Origin of the sequence: Salisediminibacterium beveridgei, assembly GCF_001721685.1 — a bacterium.
Lineage (GTDB): Bacteria > Bacillota > Bacilli > Bacillales > Salisediminibacteriaceae > Salisediminibacterium > Salisediminibacterium beveridgei.
The window spans coordinates 2577343-2595221 of the sequence record NZ_CP012502.1; the positions used below are offsets into that span (position 1 = coordinate 2577343).

19 protein-coding genes are annotated in these 17879 nt (G+C 46.3%); 8 read left to right on the plus strand and 11 right to left on the minus strand.

The window, feature by feature from the left end; all coding sequences use genetic code 11:
* The first annotated feature begins 11 nt into the window (after positions 1-11).
* The 3 genes from BBEV_RS12090 to BBEV_RS12100 all read left to right on the plus strand — a co-directional run bounded on the left by BBEV_RS12090 (position 12) and on the right by BBEV_RS12100 (position 3090).
* Positions 12-1595: a glycoside hydrolase family 43 protein gene (locus tag BBEV_RS12090; RefSeq protein ID WP_069365701.1), complete on the plus strand. Its 1584-nt coding sequence runs from the start codon at positions 12-14 to the stop codon at positions 1593-1595.
* A gap of 17 nt (positions 1596-1612) precedes the next feature.
* Positions 1613-2236 carry a YesL family protein gene (locus BBEV_RS12095; RefSeq protein ID WP_069365702.1) on the plus strand — a complete coding sequence of 208 codons (624 nt, stop codon included), beginning with the start codon at positions 1613-1615 and terminating at the stop codon, positions 2234-2236.
* 65 nt (positions 2237-2301) lie between these two features.
* The gene (locus tag BBEV_RS12100; protein ID WP_069365703.1) at positions 2302-3090 is read left to right on the plus strand and encodes a VanZ family protein; all 789 of its coding nucleotides are present in this window, start codon (positions 2302-2304) and stop codon (positions 3088-3090) included.
* On the opposite strand, the gene BBEV_RS12105 is transcribed toward BBEV_RS12100, so the two are convergent.
* Entirely contained in the window at positions 3087-3725 is a 639-nt protein-coding gene (locus BBEV_RS12105) for an endonuclease III domain-containing protein (RefSeq protein WP_069365704.1), read from the minus strand. The genes BBEV_RS12100 and BBEV_RS12105 overlap by 4 nt on opposite strands.
* Before the next feature lie 107 nt (positions 3726-3832).
* Here BBEV_RS12105 and BBEV_RS12110 point away from each other — a divergent pair, with 107 nt between their 5' ends.
* The gene (locus BBEV_RS12110; RefSeq protein ID WP_069365705.1) at positions 3833-4096 is read left to right on the plus strand and encodes a CGCGG family putative rSAM-modified RiPP protein; all 264 of its coding nucleotides are present in this window, start codon (positions 3833-3835) and stop codon (positions 4094-4096) included.
* A 123-nt stretch (positions 4097-4219) separates the two neighbouring features.
* On the opposite strand, the gene BBEV_RS12115 is transcribed toward BBEV_RS12110, so the two are convergent.
* Positions 4220-4546 (minus strand): DUF4870 domain-containing protein, encoded by a 327-nt coding sequence (locus BBEV_RS12115; protein WP_084007371.1) that lies wholly within the window; start codon positions 4544-4546, stop codon positions 4220-4222.
* Between the two features lie 177 nt (positions 4547-4723).
* On the opposite strand from BBEV_RS12115, the gene BBEV_RS12120 reads away from it, so the two are divergent.
* From BBEV_RS12120 to BBEV_RS17820, 4 genes are all read left to right on the plus strand, one after another.
* Positions 4724-4879 (plus strand): DUF1328 domain-containing protein, encoded by a 156-nt coding sequence (locus BBEV_RS12120; RefSeq protein ID WP_069365707.1) that lies wholly within the window; start codon positions 4724-4726, stop codon positions 4877-4879.
* A 29-nt stretch (positions 4880-4908) separates the two neighbouring features.
* Positions 4909-5085 (plus strand): DUF1328 domain-containing protein, encoded by a 177-nt coding sequence (locus tag BBEV_RS12125; protein ID WP_069365708.1) that lies wholly within the window; start codon positions 4909-4911, stop codon positions 5083-5085.
* A 280-nt stretch (positions 5086-5365) separates the two neighbouring features.
* Positions 5366-6727, plus strand: coding sequence for an SLC13 family permease (locus BBEV_RS12130; protein ID WP_232318168.1), 1362 nt, complete (start codon positions 5366-5368; stop codon positions 6725-6727).
* 10 nt (positions 6728-6737) lie between these two features.
* Positions 6738-7160: an SLC13 family permease gene (locus tag BBEV_RS17820; RefSeq protein ID WP_324609492.1), complete on the plus strand. Its 423-nt coding sequence runs from the start codon at positions 6738-6740 to the stop codon at positions 7158-7160.
* Positions 7161-7205: 45 nt separating this feature from the next.
* Here the strand turns inward: BBEV_RS17820 and BBEV_RS12135 are convergent, their stop codons facing one another.
* From BBEV_RS12135 to BBEV_RS12175, 9 genes are all read right to left on the minus strand, one after another.
* Positions 7206-7913 carry an SIR2 family NAD-dependent protein deacylase gene (locus BBEV_RS12135; RefSeq protein WP_407690230.1) on the minus strand — a complete coding sequence of 236 codons (708 nt, stop codon included), beginning with the start codon at positions 7911-7913 and terminating at the stop codon, positions 7206-7208.
* A gap of 14 nt (positions 7914-7927) precedes the next feature.
* Positions 7928-9184 carry a 3D domain-containing protein gene (locus BBEV_RS12140; RefSeq protein WP_069365709.1) on the minus strand — a complete coding sequence of 419 codons (1257 nt, stop codon included), beginning with the start codon at positions 9182-9184 and terminating at the stop codon, positions 7928-7930.
* Between the two features lie 117 nt (positions 9185-9301).
* Positions 9302-9682, minus strand: coding sequence for a gamma-glutamylcyclotransferase family protein (locus BBEV_RS12145; RefSeq protein ID WP_069365710.1), 381 nt, complete (start codon positions 9680-9682; stop codon positions 9302-9304).
* Positions 9683-9709: 27 nt separating this feature from the next.
* Positions 9710-10462, minus strand: coding sequence for a DUF2087 domain-containing protein (locus BBEV_RS12150; RefSeq protein ID WP_069365711.1), 753 nt, complete (start codon positions 10460-10462; stop codon positions 9710-9712).
* Between the two features lie 135 nt (positions 10463-10597).
* Entirely contained in the window at positions 10598-11446 is an 849-nt protein-coding gene (locus tag BBEV_RS12155) for a thiamine pyrophosphate-dependent enzyme (RefSeq protein WP_069365712.1), read from the minus strand.
* A gap of 1 nt (position 11447) precedes the next feature.
* The gene (locus BBEV_RS12160; RefSeq protein WP_069365713.1) at positions 11448-13193 is read right to left on the minus strand and encodes a 2-oxoacid:acceptor oxidoreductase subunit alpha; all 1746 of its coding nucleotides are present in this window, start codon (positions 13191-13193) and stop codon (positions 11448-11450) included.
* Between the two features lie 253 nt (positions 13194-13446).
* Positions 13447-15453, minus strand: a complete 2007-nt coding sequence (locus BBEV_RS12165) for a putative bifunctional diguanylate cyclase/phosphodiesterase (RefSeq protein ID WP_069365714.1) — start codon at positions 15451-15453, stop codon at positions 13447-13449.
* Positions 15454-15608: 155 nt separating this feature from the next.
* A complete protein-coding gene (locus tag BBEV_RS12170) occupies positions 15609-16490 on the minus strand; it encodes an SMP-30/gluconolactonase/LRE family protein (protein ID WP_232318170.1) in 882 nt (293 codons plus the stop codon).
* Positions 16491-16501: 11 nt separating this feature from the next.
* Entirely contained in the window at positions 16502-17761 is a 1260-nt protein-coding gene (locus BBEV_RS12175; protein ID WP_069365716.1) for an MFS transporter, read from the minus strand.
* Positions 17762-17879 lie beyond the last annotated feature (118 nt).

A 17879-nucleotide genomic window follows, 5' to 3' on the forward strand; every position in this document is an offset into this window, starting at 1 on the left:
AGCAATCAATCATGACAAAAATCCAAAACCCGATTCTCCCGGGCTTTCATGCAGACCCTTCGATCTGCCGTGTGGGTGACGACTTCTATATCGCCACCTCCACCTTTGAATGGTTTCCGGGGGTGCGCATCCATCACTCCAAGGACCTCGTACACTGGCAACATGTGGCGAGTCCATTAGACCGATTGTCTCAGCTCGATATGAAGGGGAATATGAATTCCGGTGGGATCTGGGCCCCTTGTCTCAGCTATCATGATAATCAGTTCTACCTGATTTATACGGATGTGAAACAATGGCACGGTGCATATAAAGATTCGCATAACTACCTGGTCACCGCTCCAACTATCAATGGCCCCTGGTCAGAACCGGTCTACCTGAATTCAAGCGGCTTTGACCCGTCTCTGTTCCACGATGAGGATGGGCGGAAATGGTTCATGAACATGATCTGGGATTACCGCAAAGGCAATCACCCCTTCGCAGGGATTGTTCTTCAGGAATACTCCCATGCAGAACAGCGGCTCATCGGACCTGTCAAAAAAATCTATGATGGTACTGACATTCAATTAACGGAAGGTCCGCACATTTATAAAAAAGACGATTATTATTACTTGTTTGTCGCAGAGGGCGGCACGCAGTATGAGCATGCAGAAACTGTCGCCCGTTCCAAACATATTGAAGGGCCGTATGAAACAGACCCGCATTATCCACTGATCACGGCCGATCAAAAACCGCATTTGCCGATTCAAAAAACAGGCCATGGTTCTTTGGTGGATACACCAGGAGGTGAATGGTATTTTGTTCACCTCGGCGGGCGCCCGCTGAAAGGGAAATATTGCACACTGGGACGGGAAACCTTCATTCAAGAAATCCGTTGGACTGCGGATGGCTGGCCGCGCCTTACCGATGGCAGTCAGTCTCCGGCGCTTGAAGTAGATGCTCCGTCGCTTCCACTTCATCCATTCGATCCGGAGCCAACGATCGATCATTTTGATGATGATCGTCTGTTTCCAAAATGGTGGAATTCCCTTCGTATTCCCATTGATCAAACATGGCTCTCTTTGACGGAACGTCCGGGCCACCTTCGTTTAAAGGGGATGGAGTCACTCAGTTCCCTTCACTCACAGGCACTGCTTGCAAGAAGACAAACGGCATTTCACTGTTCATTCGAAACCAGTGTGGACTATGAGCCGGAGTATTTTCAGCACATGGGTGGCATGACTGTTTTCTATGATACGGAGGATCATGTATATCTGCATTTGACACATCATGAAATTAAAGGCCGTTCTTTGCAGATTATCCGCACAGTGAAAGGCGAGTATGATGAAGTTCTCCCTTCGCCGCAAAAAGTGACCGCAACCGGTCCAGTTAAACTGAAAGGCGTGATCACGTTTGATCGCCTGCAGTGGTTCTATCAGGATCAGGACATGGATGACTTCAAACCGATCGGGCCAGTATTTGACGTGACGCATATGTCTGACGACAGTGCAGACGATGTGCGGTTTACCGGCACGTTCATCGGGCTTGTCACCCAGGATTTATCCGGTGCGCGAAAACCTTGTGATTTTGATTATTTCCGTTACGAACAACACGACTGACCTTTGGAGGAATCAAGATGAAAATCCGGTGGTTATCCCATCCGTTATACAGGGCTGCTGATCTGTTTACGAAGCTCGTGATGTTGAACTTCCTATGGGCCATTTTCACGTTGGCCGGGCTTATTGTTTTTGGGCTCTTCCCTGCCACAGTGGCACTATTCTCACAGATGCGCCGCATTACCTGGAAGGATTGGGAATCAGCTTCTTTGTACAGCTTATTCCACGGCTTTTATCAGGAATGGAAACAATACTTCATCAAAGCCAATACCTGGGGCCTTCTATTCTATCTTGCAGGTACAGTTCTGTTCGTGAATTGGCTGATACTCCCGCAGCTCGATAGTGCCTTACAGTTACCGATGACTGCTGCCCATCTGTTTTCCACCGGATTTCTGCTTGTAGTGCTGATGTTCTGGTTTCCGGCTTTCATTCATTATGAGCTGAAGTGGATGGATTATCTGAAAGTAGCCTTTTTGCTTCCTTTCAAAAACATTCTCTCCACTTTCATGGTCATTGCCGGTGTATCAGTGTTTATTGCACTGCTCTTCTGGTTTCCTCCAATCATCAGCTTTGCAGGGATCAGCGGGATAGCCTGGCTGATCATGAGTTTATCGGTTAAAACATTCACAACCCGAGTAGCATAGAGAAAAGCCTCAAGAACCTGTATAATACAGATTCTGAGGCTTTTTTATGACTGGAGAGGTTTGATATGCGAATGGTACGTCCTTTTTTCTTATACTGGATTCCGGTGATCATTCTCTTGATCATCATCTTTACTGCGTCTGCCCAAACATCGGATCAGCAGGATATTCAACCGGTTCTCGATCGGCTGACAGACCGTGGCTATATGGGGCAGCTCTTGGCTGCCTTGCAGAGTCTTGTCAGCCAGGTCTTCTCGTTTGTCGTAACGCTGGCTACGTTTCATATTACCGTTACGATTTTGATCGGTGTCGTCTTTGCATTTATCGTCTCTGCTTTGATTGCCAAAGTCATTTTGGGCCATGGATCAGCGCTTCGTAAAACGATGATTCTCATCATGACGTTTTTCGGCCTTGTGATGATCGGCTTATCCATCTGGGTGATGATCAACGGCGATCAGGCGGTCTCGTTCATCACGTCCCGATTAAATCCCGAGCGTTTAAGAAGTCTTCTCGGTATGATTGAATTCACCTATGCCGGCAGTATCGTCAGTTTAGAAGCAATGGGGCTGGACGGATTACTGCGTTTTCTGTTCCGTAAAGCTGCACACGTGATACTGTATGGCATGCTTGGCTATTTTCTCTTCCTCGGCATTCGCAGTATCTCAAAGCGGGTTGGTTTTGTCATCAGCACTGCACTGCTGACGGTCATTGCAGCAGCCTCCCTGGATGAATACCAGCAGTCTTTAACGCCGACGCGGTCAGGGTTAATCGAAGATGTGATCCTTGACAGTGCAGCCGGGCTGATCGGGATTGTTTTTGCCTGGTTATGGGTACAGATCGTGTGGCAAAAGCGTTAGTCAATCTGTTTCATGCAGACGTCTTCCAATGGACAGTTCTCACAAAGAGGCTTTTTCCGGCAATGGTTTTTGGCATGCATGACGAACTGTGCATGATAATCCTTGTATAACGGAACATCCTCGGTGAGACGGGATTCAAAATAGGTTCTCGCCTCTTCGTATGGCATGGGAAATGGATAGCCGAGCCGTTTCATGATCCGCTGGGTGTAGGCATCTATGACAAATACAGGTCGTTCAAAGCCATACAGGAGAATGGAATCTGCTGTTTCAGGCCCGACCCCCTTTATTTCAAGCAGTTCTTTTCTGAACTGCTTTGTTTCCAATTGCTCCAGGTTCCTGAAATCAAAATCGTACGACTTAAACCAGCGAAGAAAGGCCTTCAGCCGCTCTTCCTTCATCCGGAAGAATCCACTGGGACGGATCAGCTGCTGAAGCTGTTCAGCCGGCATATCGATCAAGGTTTCAGGTTCAAGCCAGGGCTTCACTTGTGCCATCGCTTTTTCGACATTTTTCCAGTTGGTGTTCTGGACAAGTATCGCTCCGGTAATCATTTCAAAACGGCCATCAGCCGGCCACCAGTTCTGTGGCCCATATGTATCATAGAGTTGTTGATAGAGTTCATTTGGATTTTTCAAAACGTTCTGCCTCCTTTTTAAAAATCATGATCTGGATCACTGATAAAATCTCAGTGTTCAGCTAAGATGATACCCAAAGGATATCAAACCGGAGGTGAAATCACCAGATGATAAAACAAACGAAAAGCTGGTCAGCAAGTCTCGAACACGGTGACTATGCAACAGATCGTGCACTGGTCATCCGACACGGACTTGAAGCTATTGAAGAGACTGCTGAAGGGACCCATGTAAATCTTGTCACACCGGCCGGGTTCGGAAATCCGCTTAAGTACTTAATGAGCCCGATCCGACAGCTGTATGGGAATGCAGTCGATATTGAATTCATCGACCAGTGCGGCTGTGGCGGGTACGTCCTGCGCATTCACATGTAAAGAAAACATGGTTTGTCGCCAAACTTTAATGGCGAAAGCCTTCGTTTTGCTTATACTTCAATCCTTTAGCGAACGTAAACATTCCTATGATGTGAAAAAGAACGGTCCATAGAGGACCGTTCTTTACTGTCTGATCAGTCGGAATATACCAGGCACCCGGTAATATTCGCCGTAGAATGCCTTGATTGCTGCCACAACAACCATTACAAGTGAAATAATCGGCAGAATCCAAAGAATAATAAATCCTATCCCTACCAGCATCAAAACCAATCCGACAAACGTGTATAGCGTAAATGAAATCAGGATGTTCAAATATTGTTTACCGTGAAAATCAACAAATTCAGAACGGTTTCTGAACAATAACCATAAAATAATCGGCCCGATCAGTGCCGTAAAATAGCTGATTCCATAGATCAATACTGCAATAATACGATCTTCCGTATTAACCACTGTCCTCACTCCTTTCATCCTAATTACTGTTCCCTTATTTTACATATTTTAATCTGATGTAGTTATTATTACCTAAATATAACAATTTGCGTTTATACTACACAGATGGTGGGAACACTAAAGTATAGCATAAACCATTTTGAATTATGCAATATTGTTTTTGAGAGGAGGCTCATCATGTTAGGTTGGGCTTTGGTATTTTTGGTAGTAGGAATTATTGCAGCTGTGTTCGGTTTCAGCGGAATCGCGAATGCTGCAGCAGGCATTGCGAAAATCATCTTCTTTGTATTTGTTGTCCTATTCCTCGGTTCACTGCTTTTATCGATCGTATAGATTTCGGCAAGTAAGAAAGGGGAAAAGACATGATTACTTGGGCATTCGGATTTTTTATCGTCGCTATCATTGCTGCATTGTTTGGCTTTGGCGGAATCGCAGATGCTGCAGCAGGCATTGCCCAATTTTTGTTCTGGGTGTTCGTGATTTTATTTATTGCATCACTCGTACTTGGGTTATTAACAGGACGTAAAATCTTCAAATAGATCCAGGATGAAAGAAAACTCAGCTTACCGCCAAGCGAATGGCGAAAGCCTCGATTGCACTAATCCTTCATTCCTTCAGCAAGCTTAAACATTCCTATCAAGTATAAAAAGATCCTGCAAAGGGTCTTTTTTTCGTTTAGCCTTCCGAACACGATAAATATCTCCAGTAGAAAAAGGTTGTGTTTTCCCTTATTTTCATGTACCGTATGGGGTATACAACCATTTGACTGTACATATGTTGTTAACTACTGAATTGCTGGTGAAAGGGGTTTAGACGCAAATGACACTTGATATTATGTTGACGTATGGCGTATTGCTTCTGGCAATCACGTTATTCGTCACCGAAAAACTACGTACCGACCTGGTTGCTGTTCTGATTATGGTACTTCTGCCATGGACAGGAGTCATCTCTGTTGATCAGGCATTCTCCGGGTTCGCATCGAATGCAGTAATTTCCGTCATGGCTGTCATGCTGATTGGCTATGGTGTAGACCGTTCCGGTGTGATGGTTGTCGTCGCAAAATTCATCACGGAGAAAGTCGGAAAGAAAGAACAGAACATACGAGCAGCCACATCCGCTACTGTAGGGGTAATTTCCTCATTCATGCAAAACATCGGAGCTGCAGCCTTGTTTCTTCCTGCACTTCGTAACATTGGAAAGCGGGCGAACATCCCTCCGTCCAAGCTGATCTTGCCTATGGGTTTCGCGGCCATTCTGGGGGGGACCCTCACGATGGTTGCTTCAGGGCCACTCATCATTTTAAATGACTTACTCGTCGACAGCGGACAGGAAGCTTTTCACTTGTTCAGCGTCACGCCAATCGGCTTGGCTCTTTTAGCCTCAGGGGTTGTCTACTTCTATTTCCTTGGTAATCTTGTACTGCCAAAGGCAAAAGGACAAGAAGCCCCCTCTGCATCAAAAGAGATCCAGGATACGTACGATTTAACAGGCAATATCGCAGAGATTGCGGTTACTGAATCAAGCCCGTTGATCGACCTGTCCATCGAAGAAGCAAATCTCTGGTCTGCCTTTAACCTGAACGTACTGGCCATTGAAGAAGACGGCAGCAAAATTTACAGCCCCTGGCGTAAAACGCATTTCCGAAGCGGTCAGTCTGTCGCGCTTCTCGGTCATGAAGACGACATCAACCGTTTTGTCGAGGCATATAAACTGCAGTTAAAACCGGCCCTTCATCGCTTTTCGAGCCTGGAAAACGAGGACAATGCCGGTTTTGCCGAACTGATCATTCCACCTAAATCTCCGATGATTGGCCAGACTTTGGCTGAAATCGGCTTTCGAAAAACATACAAAATTGAACCGGTTTCTTTTGTCACGTCAGAAGGTGCACGCCAGGAAGTCAGTGAAACACCACTAGAAGCGGGCACAACGATGGTGGTGTTCGGACGCTGGGAAGATGTGGAACGCTTAAAATCGTCCCGGGAATTCGCCGTGATCACAGAAGTTACCGCTCCGCTGCCCGATCACAAAAAAGATATGAAGATTCCTGCCCTCTTCTCACTAGCTGTGTCCTTGACTTTCGTCTTACTTGGTTTCCAGTTATCACTGAGTTTCTTCTCAGGGGCGATGCTGATGATTCTGTTGGGCGTCATTCCGAAAAAAAGAAATCTATCCAGCCATTGATTGGAAGACGGTGTTTCTTTTAGCCGGATTGATTCCAATGGGGACCGCGTTTGAACAAAGCGGTGCTGCCGAGCTGACTGCAAACGTCATCATAAACGTTATCGGCGGTTGGGGAACGATCGGGATCCTTTTTGTCATCGGCATTATCACCATGTTGTTCTCTTTGTTTATGTCAAACGTTGCTGCAACGGTGCTTCTTGTCCCACTCGTCATCATGATGGGTGAGAGTTTCGGGATCGATCCCCGTGGACTGGCACTCCTGGTGGCCATTTCCGCCTCCAATTCATTCCTGCTACCGACGCACCAGGTGAATGCCTTTACGATGGGACCTGGGGGCTACCGAAATGCCGACTATATGCGCGCCGGCAGTATCATGAGCCTCATCTTCCTTGTCGTATCTGTCTTAATGACTTATTTGCTTTTCGTTCGGTAACAGAAAAGTCCTGAAGACCCTTTTGGTCTTCAGGACTTGATTTGTTTAAAGCCGTGCATCAATTTCACGAAGCGCTTCCCCTGCGGATCCTTCGATCACAAGATCAAAATGGTGCACATTCTGTGTGATTTCCTGATTCAGGTAAATCGTCGTACCACTCGTCATCCCAGGTAGCTGGTTAACGGGATACACTTCCAGACTCGTTCCGATCACAAGCACTACATCTGCCTGTTCAATCTCTGCAAGCGCATTATGCCAGGCTTCCTGCGGAAGCATTTCACCAAAAAGTACTACGCCTGGACGAAGCGGCCCACCACAGATGTGACAGGCCTCTTTCGCATGAAAAGCGTCCAGCGATTGTTGCACCTGGCATCGATGACAGCGGATCTGCCGAATGTTGCCGTGCAGCGCATAGACCGTTTGACTGCCAGCAGCCTGATGCAGACCATCGACATTCTGTGTTGCAACCGCATCAATCATCCCTGCTTTTTCCCAATCTGCAAGGATCAGATGTCCCCGGTTTGGCGTTGCTTTCTGGAGTGCTTTCAGACGTGCCTCGTAAAACGCGTGTACCTGATCATAATTCGTTTCAATCGCTTCAATCGTCGCTAACGACATGGGATCAACCTGCTGCCACCAGCCGGATTCAGAACGAAAATCCGGTATTTGACTTTCTGTGGACATACCAGCCCCGGTAAGAACCACCGTTTTTTGTGACCGGCGAATCTGCTCTGCTGCTTCTTGAATCAACAACGATCACCTCTTACTTAATTCAATACCCTGATCTGTACGGTTTGTCTGCCAAATTGCAGCACATCTGAACGGTCAGGCATGAAAATATCAATCTTTTCACCCTTGATCGCTCCGCCAATGTCTCCTGCTGTGAAGGTGCCAAAGCCTTTCACTTCGACACGGGATCCGAGAGGAATCACGTTTGGATCTACAGCAATCACGTTAGCATCCGGATTGGCACGTAAGTCAATGCCGGTATAAGTCACCCCGGAACACCCTGCGCAATAGGCCGTATAAGCCGTTGCCTCAAAAGTTCTCCAGTCGCCTGAACCTGTTGTCGGTTCCGTAGATCCAGAAGGATTCGATGAAGACCCGGAAGACGTGGATTGCGAGCTGTTATTGGAAGAAGATGAGCTGTTCTGCGATGAATCAGTCTGTTCTGAACTGCTGCTTTCTGAGGCCTGCTGGGCTGCCTGCTCTTCCGCTTCACGTTCTGCTTGCCGTTTGTCTTCAAGAGCTGCTGCCTGCTGCCGTTCCCGTTCTTCCTGTTCGGCTTGCAGCTGTGCCTGGAGGGCTTCCTGCTCTTCAATGATGTTGCTCTGTTCCTCTTCGAGGCGGCTGATCATCGTTTGCAGTTCAGCTTCCTGCTCTTTCAAATGGTTCATGACTGCTTCAAGTTCCCGGTGTCGCCCTTCGAGTTCATCTGTTTCACTCTCGAGTTCATCTTCTTTTTCCTCGAGTACAATCAGTGACTGCTCAATTTCCGCCTCTGTTTCCTGAAGGGTTTCCATATTGGCTTCCAGCTGATCGATGACATGCTGATCCGCCTGTGCAATTTGCGTAATGATCATAATCCGGCTGATCAGATCTCCAAACCCTTCCGCACCAAAAACCACTTCGAGATAAGGTGCGGTATTGCTGCCATTCCTTTGAAAGGTCGCAGCCCTTTCCCCCAGAAGAGTCAATCGTTCATCGATATCTTCCTCAAGGCGAAGCAGTTCTTCTTCAAGCGCTTCTTGTTTATCAAGTTCTGTTTCGATGTCCATTTCCAGTTCATCCATGCGTTGTTCATTTTCGTTGATATGGTCCTTCAGTTCTTCTTCTTCTGCTTCCACTTCCGTCATCTCTTCAAGAAGTTCCAGAAATGAAGATTCAGTTTCTGTCAGCACTGCTTCAATCTCGTCTTGTTTTTCTTCAAGACGCTCCTGATCTGCCGAAACACTCAGAGGAATCATCATCAAAAACACAAATGTAACGATTTGAGAGACATTTCGCCATGTGATTTCCCACATTTAACCACACTCCAGTCTGTCCGATTTCTGCCAGTGTAGCAGAAAAGTGTAACAGGAAGATTACAGATTTAAGTAATACTATGTATTTCAGAAGAAAACACCAGATGGATTGACCGACTACCGCTTACGCCAGTCATTTCCATCAATGGGAATCATGCCTCGATCCTGCTCAAACACATAGACGATCGCCGCGTAATCTCTGCCTGATTGACCTTTCACCAGCTGGACTTTCCGTTCATACAGATTGCTCAGATGTCCTGGACTGGTGTAACCTTCAAGCTCGTCAAGGTTCGGTAAGTCACTTTCGACGATCTGATAAAGCTCCCCAAAGGTTTTTTCTGTTTCACTTTCAACGAGCGCCGGATAGCCATTTCCAGTATCCACCAGGAAACCGTTTGTAACCGCCCGTTCTTCCACCAGGGAAGCTGATGCGAGGAGTCCATGATTGGCTTCCCCTCTCAGTAACGTCCCATACACAAATACATATAATGCACTCATCGCTTTTCATCACCTCATTCAATTTGATCATACCCCCGTTACACGATAAGCAGATCCATCTTTGTTTCGGGTCATAAACCCGTATTCGATCATATACCGTCTGATCGTGACGAAATCATCAAATGATTCCCGGAGAATATCATTGACTTCACGTTCAGTATACACATTTTGAGGATCAAATCGCATCAATAGAATTTGTAAAATGATGATTTTACGCTTTTCCTTTGCTGGAAATTGCTTTAATTGGCCATCCACACCACCAATGAAGTAGGTTTCAATCGCTTTTTCCCGTTCGTCCTCCGTAATGGCATAACGCTCATCCACCATCCTGGCCCCCTTGTGCACCGGTACGAGTTTTTCTGAATCATCTCCTGTTTTCCGGGATGTGAGACTGTTCATCAACGCCAGAAAGAGCTTTGCCTGTTTTTGTTTTTCCCGCAGCTTAAAGCGGTGATTTCGAATCGTCGACGGACTGCTGCCCATTTCCCGGGAAATATCTTTGTCGGATTTCCCTTCATACAGTTTGATCAGAATATCCCGTTGAATATCGGATAATCCAGTATCCTCTTTTCCTTCATGGATCAACGCCTCAAAGACCGACCCGTGTTTCTCTTGGACGTGTTCTGAAATTGCTTTTTTTGCATCCAACTGACGGCTGCCCTGCTGATAAATTACTCCCTGTTCAAAACCTGCCGGACAAAATGCACAATGATAAACCTCTTCTGAGAATTGATAGCCTCGTTGCAGATCATTCACATCGGTATTCAAATAATCCTTCATAAGATCTCACCTCATACAGACAATCTCATAACGTTTGTTAAATAGCAAACGTTTTATAATATTGTTTACTTAAAATTCCACGAACCACAAAAAACTTCCTGCAATCAATAGCGATTGCAGGAAGCTTTTTTACGTTTATGATTCGAATTTCTTTTGAACTCTCTTGAGCAGCGCTTCGTCCATTGGACCGGATTCCAGCGACTGCATATCAAAGTCAGTACCTAGTTTGGTCTGAAAATCATCACGACTCTCTTCATAGAGAATGCCGGTAACCAGGCCTTCATGTTCCCGAATCGAAGCTATTGCTTCATCACGGGTTTCAAATGGCGCTTCAATCGTCGTCAGGTTTTCTTTGTAGAAATCGTACGTATTGACTTTATTGAACGTGACACACGGGCTGTAAATATTCACGTGTGAAAAGCCCCGGTGCTCTATGGCACGTTTTAAAATGTTACTCAGTTCCTTGATGTTACCTGCATACCCCTGGGCAACAAAGGTTGCACCGTTTACGATCGATGTCGTAATTGGATCCACCGGGTATTCTTTATTACTTTGAGCTGCACTTTTCGTTTCAAAGCCGTGACTGCTTCTTGGGGATGTCTGCCCTTTTGTCAGGCCATAGATGTTGTTGTCCATCACAATGTAAGACATATCAATGTTACGACGGGATGCGTGAACAAAGTGTCCAAGACCAATTCCGTACCCATCACCGTCACCGCCGGATGCAATCACTTTCAAATCCGGATTTCCCATCTTAACACCTTGCGCTACCGGAACTGAACGTCCGTGAATGGTATGAAAACCATTACTTCGGATATATTCAGATACTTTACCGGAACAGCCAATCCCAGAAATGATCGCGAATTCATGTGGTTCATAACCCAATTCAACAATCGCCTTTTGGATACCCGCCATGACACTGAAGTGACCGCAACCGGGACACCAAGTGGATACATCGCCACGTAAATCTTTCATTGTCGCCATATTATACGACCTCCTTCATTTGTTCCACAATCGACCGGACCATGAATGGGTCCCCATCATACTGGACGATGGATTCAATTTGATCATGGATTGGTAAATACTGCTGCAAGAGCAGTCTCAACTGACCCGTGTAGTTGTTTTCAATCGTAATGATCTTACGGTTTCCAAACAAATCCTTCAGCTCATTGATCGGCAATGGATAAAGCTGCTGGAGATGAAGATGGGCAAATGTCTCTTTGCCTTCTGCATTAAGCTTCGTCATCGCTTCTTCAATGGCACCGTATGTCGATCCCATGCCGACTAAGAGAACATCCGCATTTTTCGGATCAATATCGCCATTGCTTTGGAGTTTGTAAGGCTCTTGAATCATTGCATCTTTAATTTTCTCAAGACGCTTGCGCATCATTTTGTTACGCACATCGGTTTCTTCATTGATATAACCATCTTCGCCGTGCTCGTTGGAGCTTGTCAGGTGGATGCCTTGTTTCATTCCCGGTTTTGGACGAGGTGAAATGCCATCATCCGTGACGCGGTAGCGTTTAAAGAACGCTTCATCGTATTCACCAACCTGATCTTCCGTGAGCAATTTACCACGATCAATTCCTACGCGCTTCGAGTCAAAGGAAGGGATCGTCATTTTGTTCATGGAGAGTCCGAGATCCAATGCAAGGATAACCGGGCACTGATAAATCTCAGCCAGGTTAAATGATTCTGCAGCCAGATAAAAAGCATCTTCTATCGTGGATGGATACAATACGATCCGCGGAATCTCACCGTGTGTTGAATAAATCATATGCTGCAGATCACTTTGTTCATGTTTTGTCGGTAAACCTGTTGAAGGACCACCCCGTTGAGAGTTGACGATCACAATCGGCACTTCAGCCATTCCTGCCATCCCGAGCGCTTCTGTCTTCAGACTGAGTCCAGGACCCGATGTACTGGTCATCGCCCGGGTACCACTGTAGTTGGCCCCAATGGCAAATGCAATACCTGCGATCTCATCTTCCACCTGCATGACCGTTCCGCCTACAGCCGGCAATTCCTGTGCGAGCCACTCCATGACTTCACTGGCAGGCGTGATCGGATAAGCACTCAAATATCGGCAACCTGCCATGAGTGAGCCAAACCCGGTTGCTTCATTCCCGGAAATAAAGAGAAGATCATCATTTTCTGTTGCCTCAAGTTTTGCGATCTGCTCCGGCAGGAACTCCTGTGTGATTTCATAACCTTTTTGCACAGCTTCGATATTCGCTTTGACAACATCTTCACCTTTTCGGGAGAAAATGTCCCCGATGATTTCACCGAGAATGTCCTGCGGCAAATCAAGCAGTGCCGAGCTGATCCCGATGGCAATCATGTTTTTATAAAGAGGATTACCAAGATCCGTAGCGATCTTTTTTAACGGAACACTCAAGATCTGATAGTTTTTACCTTCCGGACGCTCAACACCCGTTTCTTTCCCTTCCATAATCACAACGGCATTTTCCACCAGTTTGTCTTCGTTTTTTGAAAGAGATTCTTTGTCGAGACACAGGAGAATTTCCACGTCGTCTCCTGCATAGTAGTTCCGATCTTTGGTCGCCTTCAGTTTAAAGTTGGAATGTCCTCCTTTAATCCGGGACATAAACTGTTTGTACGTTGAAACAGAATATCCGTGCTTGACCAGAGTGCGGGCAAACAATTCACCTGTGGAATCAATCCCCTCGCCTTGCTGGCCGCCAACCATCCATTCAATCGATTTTCTCATCTGTTAAACGAACCTCCTTTTTTCTTTTCAAAAATATCTGAAAATTTCATGCTGTTACACAATTCTATCACAAAAAGAGCCCCCTGTGAATTAAAACTGTTCCTATTTTAAAATGATTATTTGTGAAACAGTTCGCAAAATCAGCGTCAAAAGACACATACGGCAAGGTTTTATGTTATACAACAGATTGAACCAATTACATTGTAACAGAACAAGAGAAGCCTTTCACACTGGCTTTTATGTAAGCGCCGTTTCACAAACATCGAGAGGATTTCTCGACTTCTCTTACCCAGTTAACAACATCTTCAGTAAGCATCGGACGACTATAATAATAGCCCTGCATAATATCACATCCGATATTTTGAAGCAGAATTTCATCACTTTCTGTCTCGACACCTTCTGCGATCACTTCGAGTTGCAGACTGTCGCCCAAGAATAACACCGCCTGGATGATTGCCTGTTTGGTTGGACGTTCCACATCCAAGGTAAACTTCCGGTCCAATTTGATTGCGTCCAGTGGAATTTCATCGAGAAGTCCAATTGAAGAATAACCCGTCCCGAAATCATCCATAGAAATTCTGACACCCATACTGCGGATGCGATTCAGTTCAAGATTGATTTCATTGAGGTTGGTCAGCATCATCGTTTCCGTGATTTCAAGTTCCAGAAATTGCGCATCAATGCCGCTCTCGTCCAAGGTCTTATTGACCATTTCCGTGGCTTGTTGACTCCGGAATACTTTGGCAGACATGTTCACGGCTATCGATTGATAGATTCCTTTAGATTGAAGATCAAATGCCATTGCTGCAGCCGTATCCAGTGTCCATTGTGTAATACTTGTGATCATCGTTGACTCCTCGGCAATCGGGATGAATTCCATCGGAGAGATCAGGCCTAGTTGCGGGTGCTCCCAACGTATCAAGGCCTCAAATCCGTGCAGCCGATTCCCCCCCAGATGCCACTTAGGCTGATACACCAAAAAGAGCTCCTGGCGCTCCAATGCATATCTGAGATCTTTCTCCAATTGCATCCGTCGGATTTCAGTCTCTCCCATCTCTTCTGTATAAATCTCATACTGATTTCTGCCGTTACGTTTGGCCTGATACATTGCCGTATCAGCAGCACGTAATAACGTTTCATGATCTGCTTCGCCTTGCTCTCCACTGATGCCAATCGTTGCCGTCATATAAATGGGATTATCGTCGATAATAAATGGTTGTTTGAAACGCTCGAGAATCGCTTTTGTCATGGCTTCTGCCCTGTAGAGATCCGCCTCCTCCATAACCAGCAGAAATTCATCACCGCCGATCCGGAAGAGTTTAATATCCCGCTGCCTGAAAGTCTTCAGCATTTTTGCCACCTCGACAATCATTTTATCCCCGGTATGATGCCCAAGCGTATCGTTAATTGTCTTAAATTGATCCATATCCAAAAACAGAAAAATTGCCGGGACATCATCACGGCCATTAAGAAAATAGCGATGCATATCATTACGGTTCGGAAGACCGGTAATGCTGTCGTGATAAGCCATTTGTTCAAGGACATGTCGGTCAAAATACATTGCACCCCAGGAAATGAGCATTATTACAATAATTGTTATTGTTACTCCGGACAGAAGTAACACATTCCCCTCTTCCCCTGCTGGACTCTCCACCAGCCCTGACATTTGGATGTCTGCGGCCATCATGCCTGAATAGTGGGTACCACTGATCGCGATTCCCAAAACTGCCGCTGCCACCCACTTCATCCAGGCGGAGGAGTGTTCTTCTCTGAATTTCACAAATAAAAACATCGCTGCAGAAGATGCAACGATCGCGATTGCAATGGAAACAATCACGAGAACCGGCTGGTAAATGATTTCACCATTTATCTCCATTGCTGCCATCCCTGCATAGTGCATCGCCGATATCCCGATACCCAACACGAATCCTCCGGTAATGATCGCCCATTTTCCCGGATTCTCACGCATTGCAATCCGGAATGCTAGGTATGCTGCAAGGACACTCACAATCATGGACAAAAACGTGATCGAGCCAGTGTAACCGATGTCACCTGGCGCTTGATAAGCAAGCATGCCAATGAAATGCATTGACCAGATCCCCATTCCCATGACAATCGCACCGGAAAACAGCCAGAACAGTCGATATCGGCCTGTTGCATGATACATTTTTCCAGCAATATTCAGTGCCAAAAAAGAGGCAGCCACAGTGATGGTGAAAGATAAAAAAACAATGAACAGATTATGGTCTCCATAGATCATGATGGCTGCACCCCTTTTTCACATCATTTACACTATAATTATACACTTTTTGTGGAATCAACGATGAAAAATGTCGAAATCGAAGTCAGGTCTCTATTGCTGTAAATGACTGAAAGTCCTTGTCGTTCTTTGCCGGAACTCATTACAAACGATTGTTACGTGCCGAAAATAAACGGCGTTGCCCTGCATCCTTTCACGCCAGGCTTTACACGGAACAATCCCCCCGCATGGGGCTGTTGTTCAAGATCTTCCGGGGACAACTCCTCACTCGCCGTGGTGATGTATAGTTCATCCAGCTTTTCTCCACCGAAAGCACAAGAAGTCACCTTTTCCACTGGAACATCAATAGTCATCAGCACTTCACCTGTTTGAGGATTGATTCTCCGCACACACCAGCCGTGAAAAAAAGCAATCCACAACATGCCTTCCCCGTCGATTGTCATCCCATCGGCAAGACCGTAATCATCCGGAATCTTGACCGCATCCCGTTCCGCCGTGATATGACCTGATTGCCGGTCATAATCAAAAGCAACCACTTTTTTTGTCAATGTATCAATGTAGTACATGATCCCCTGCTCCGTATTCCAGGCCATGCCGTTAGAGATGATTACTTCACGCTTCATCGTATGAACGGAAAGGTCACCATCAAGTCTGAACAGATGCGCCTTGGCACTTGGTCCATACTGATAAAACATCGTACCAGCCCAAAATCTCCCTTCCGGGTCACATTTCCCGTCATTAAAACGGTTTGGTGTCTCCGCTCCTTCCGGTTGCGCAATACAGATGATCTTGTTTCCCGTAGGCTCCCAGCTGTAAAAACCGTCTTGTAGGGCAAGCATATAGCCTCCCTGATCGTCAGGGACAGCTGCACCGACAGGCCGGTCAAACCGATGTGCTTTATTCAGACCAGTCACCGGATCAAATTCATTCAGCTTACAGCCGTTAATATCCACCCAAATCAAACGCTTTCGTTTATCGTCCCAAGAAGGTCCTTCGCCGAGATCTGCCCGGCTGTCGAGCACTAATTCAGCATTCATCTTCACCGTCATCAACCTTTCTGTTTTTGTTGATTTGTATTTTCCATCAGTGTAGCATGCGCATCTTTTTTTCTGGGCTTTCTTAACCTGGGCAAGACTTTCCTGTACACAATCCATACATTCACCAAAAGCAATACGCCGGAAAAAATAAATAAACTGCGGATACCGAAAATCCCTGCAAACCCGCCGCCAACGGCCGGTCCGATCATGGAACCGAGATACATGAAGCTGTTGGAAAAACCGTACGTCCGCGATTCCATCCCTTCCGGTGCGTTATTCCTTAAGAGCGAATTGATCATCGGCAGTAAACCGCCAAGACCGAGCCCAAGCAGGAATCGAAGCACAAGCAGTTGCCAGTAGCTCGTGACAAACGCCTGCGGGAAACTGACAAGGGCAATGAACAACATCGAAAACAACAGCACATACTGGTGCCCTTTCCGGTCACTGAACCGACCGAGAACAGGGCTCGCCATCATATTGGCAAAGCCCATCACGGACATTGCAAGTCCTGCAAAAAAAGCAACATTCTGCGTTGGGCTGAGCTCCTGTACGAAAATAGACAGGAGCGGATTGATGCCGATCAGCGCCGCCTGCACGATGAAAAAAACGACATACAGTGCCATGATCGGTTTGATCGCCGTTATGGTTCTGAAATCCTCGATCGTACTGGTTTTGACGTTCTGCTCAACGGGGTCAAAGCGCTCTTTGACAAACATCAATACAACAAGTGCTGCAATGAGGATACTCCCGCCAGTAAAATAAAAAATCATGCGAAATCCCATCAAATCCGCCATAATCCCGCCAATCAATGGTCCGGAGATACTTCCGGCAACTGCACCAGCCTGCAGCATCCCGAGTGAATACCCCATATGCTTCTTCGGAGTGCTCATGGACATCAGCCCGATGGCAGCAGGAATAAATCCGGAAATCATCCCATTGAGAAGCCGTAAGAGCAAAAGTGTCCACGGGCCGGTCGCAAAACCCGTCAGCGTTAAAACGATCGCCATACCGAAACCTGATCTGAGAATCATCGCTTTTCGGCCATACTTATCGGCCAGTTTCCCCCAGATCGGCGCGAAAATAAATGCGGTAACAAAGTTGGCTGCGAAGATCAGTCCCGACCAGACACTGACAGCATCTTGATCGGTAACCCCCAACTCCTGCAAATACAATGGCAAAAAAGGTATGATCATCGTCATGGCGGACATAACGAGAAACTGGCTGCCCATCAATATGTATAAATTCCGTTTCCAGTTTTCCTGTGACGTCATGCTGCAGCCACCTCCTGTCTATCCCTTTGATGTCCTTATTATATATTTCGCATAACGAAACAATCAACGTCTCTTTCAAAAAATCGGATGTTTGATGCCAGTTCACAGCCTGGACGAA

Coding starts and splice junctions, on each gene's coding strand:
- BBEV_RS12165 (WP_069365714.1), bottom strand. CDS start 15,453: ATGATCTATGGAGACCATAATCTGTTCATTGTTTTTTTATCTTTCACC.
- BBEV_RS12120 (WP_069365707.1), top strand. CDS start 4,724: ATGTTAGGTTGGGCTTTGGTATTTTTGGTAGTAGGAATTATTGCAGCT.
- BBEV_RS12160 (WP_069365713.1), bottom strand. CDS start 13,193: ATGAGAAAATCGATTGAATGGATGGTTGGCGGCCAGCAAGGCGAGGGG.
- BBEV_RS12170 (WP_232318170.1), bottom strand. CDS start 16,490: ATGAATGCTGAATTAGTGCTCGACAGCCGGGCAGATCTCGGCGAAGGA.
- BBEV_RS12140 (WP_069365709.1), bottom strand. CDS start 9,184: ATGTGGGAAATCACATGGCGAAATGTCTCTCAAATCGTTACATTTGTG.
- BBEV_RS12090 (WP_069365701.1), top strand. CDS start 12: ATGACAAAAATCCAAAACCCGATTCTCCCGGGCTTTCATGCAGACCCT.
- BBEV_RS12110 (WP_069365705.1), top strand. CDS start 3,833: ATGATAAAACAAACGAAAAGCTGGTCAGCAAGTCTCGAACACGGTGAC.
- BBEV_RS12100 (WP_069365703.1), top strand. CDS start 2,302: ATGCGAATGGTACGTCCTTTTTTCTTATACTGGATTCCGGTGATCATT.
- BBEV_RS12175 (WP_069365716.1), bottom strand. CDS start 17,761: ATGACGTCACAGGAAAACTGGAAACGGAATTTATACATATTGATGGGC.
- BBEV_RS12155 (WP_069365712.1), bottom strand. CDS start 11,446: ATGGCGACAATGAAAGATTTACGTGGCGATGTATCCACTTGGTGTCCC.
- BBEV_RS12145 (WP_069365710.1), bottom strand. CDS start 9,682: ATGAGTGCATTATATGTATTTGTGTATGGGACGTTACTGAGAGGGGAA.
- BBEV_RS12125 (WP_069365708.1), top strand. CDS start 4,909: ATGATTACTTGGGCATTCGGATTTTTTATCGTCGCTATCATTGCTGCA.
- BBEV_RS12150 (WP_069365711.1), bottom strand. CDS start 10,462: ATGAAGGATTATTTGAATACCGATGTGAATGATCTGCAACGAGGCTAT.
- BBEV_RS12095 (WP_069365702.1), top strand. CDS start 1,613: ATGAAAATCCGGTGGTTATCCCATCCGTTATACAGGGCTGCTGATCTG.
- BBEV_RS12130 (WP_232318168.1), top strand. CDS start 5,366: ATGACACTTGATATTATGTTGACGTATGGCGTATTGCTTCTGGCAATC.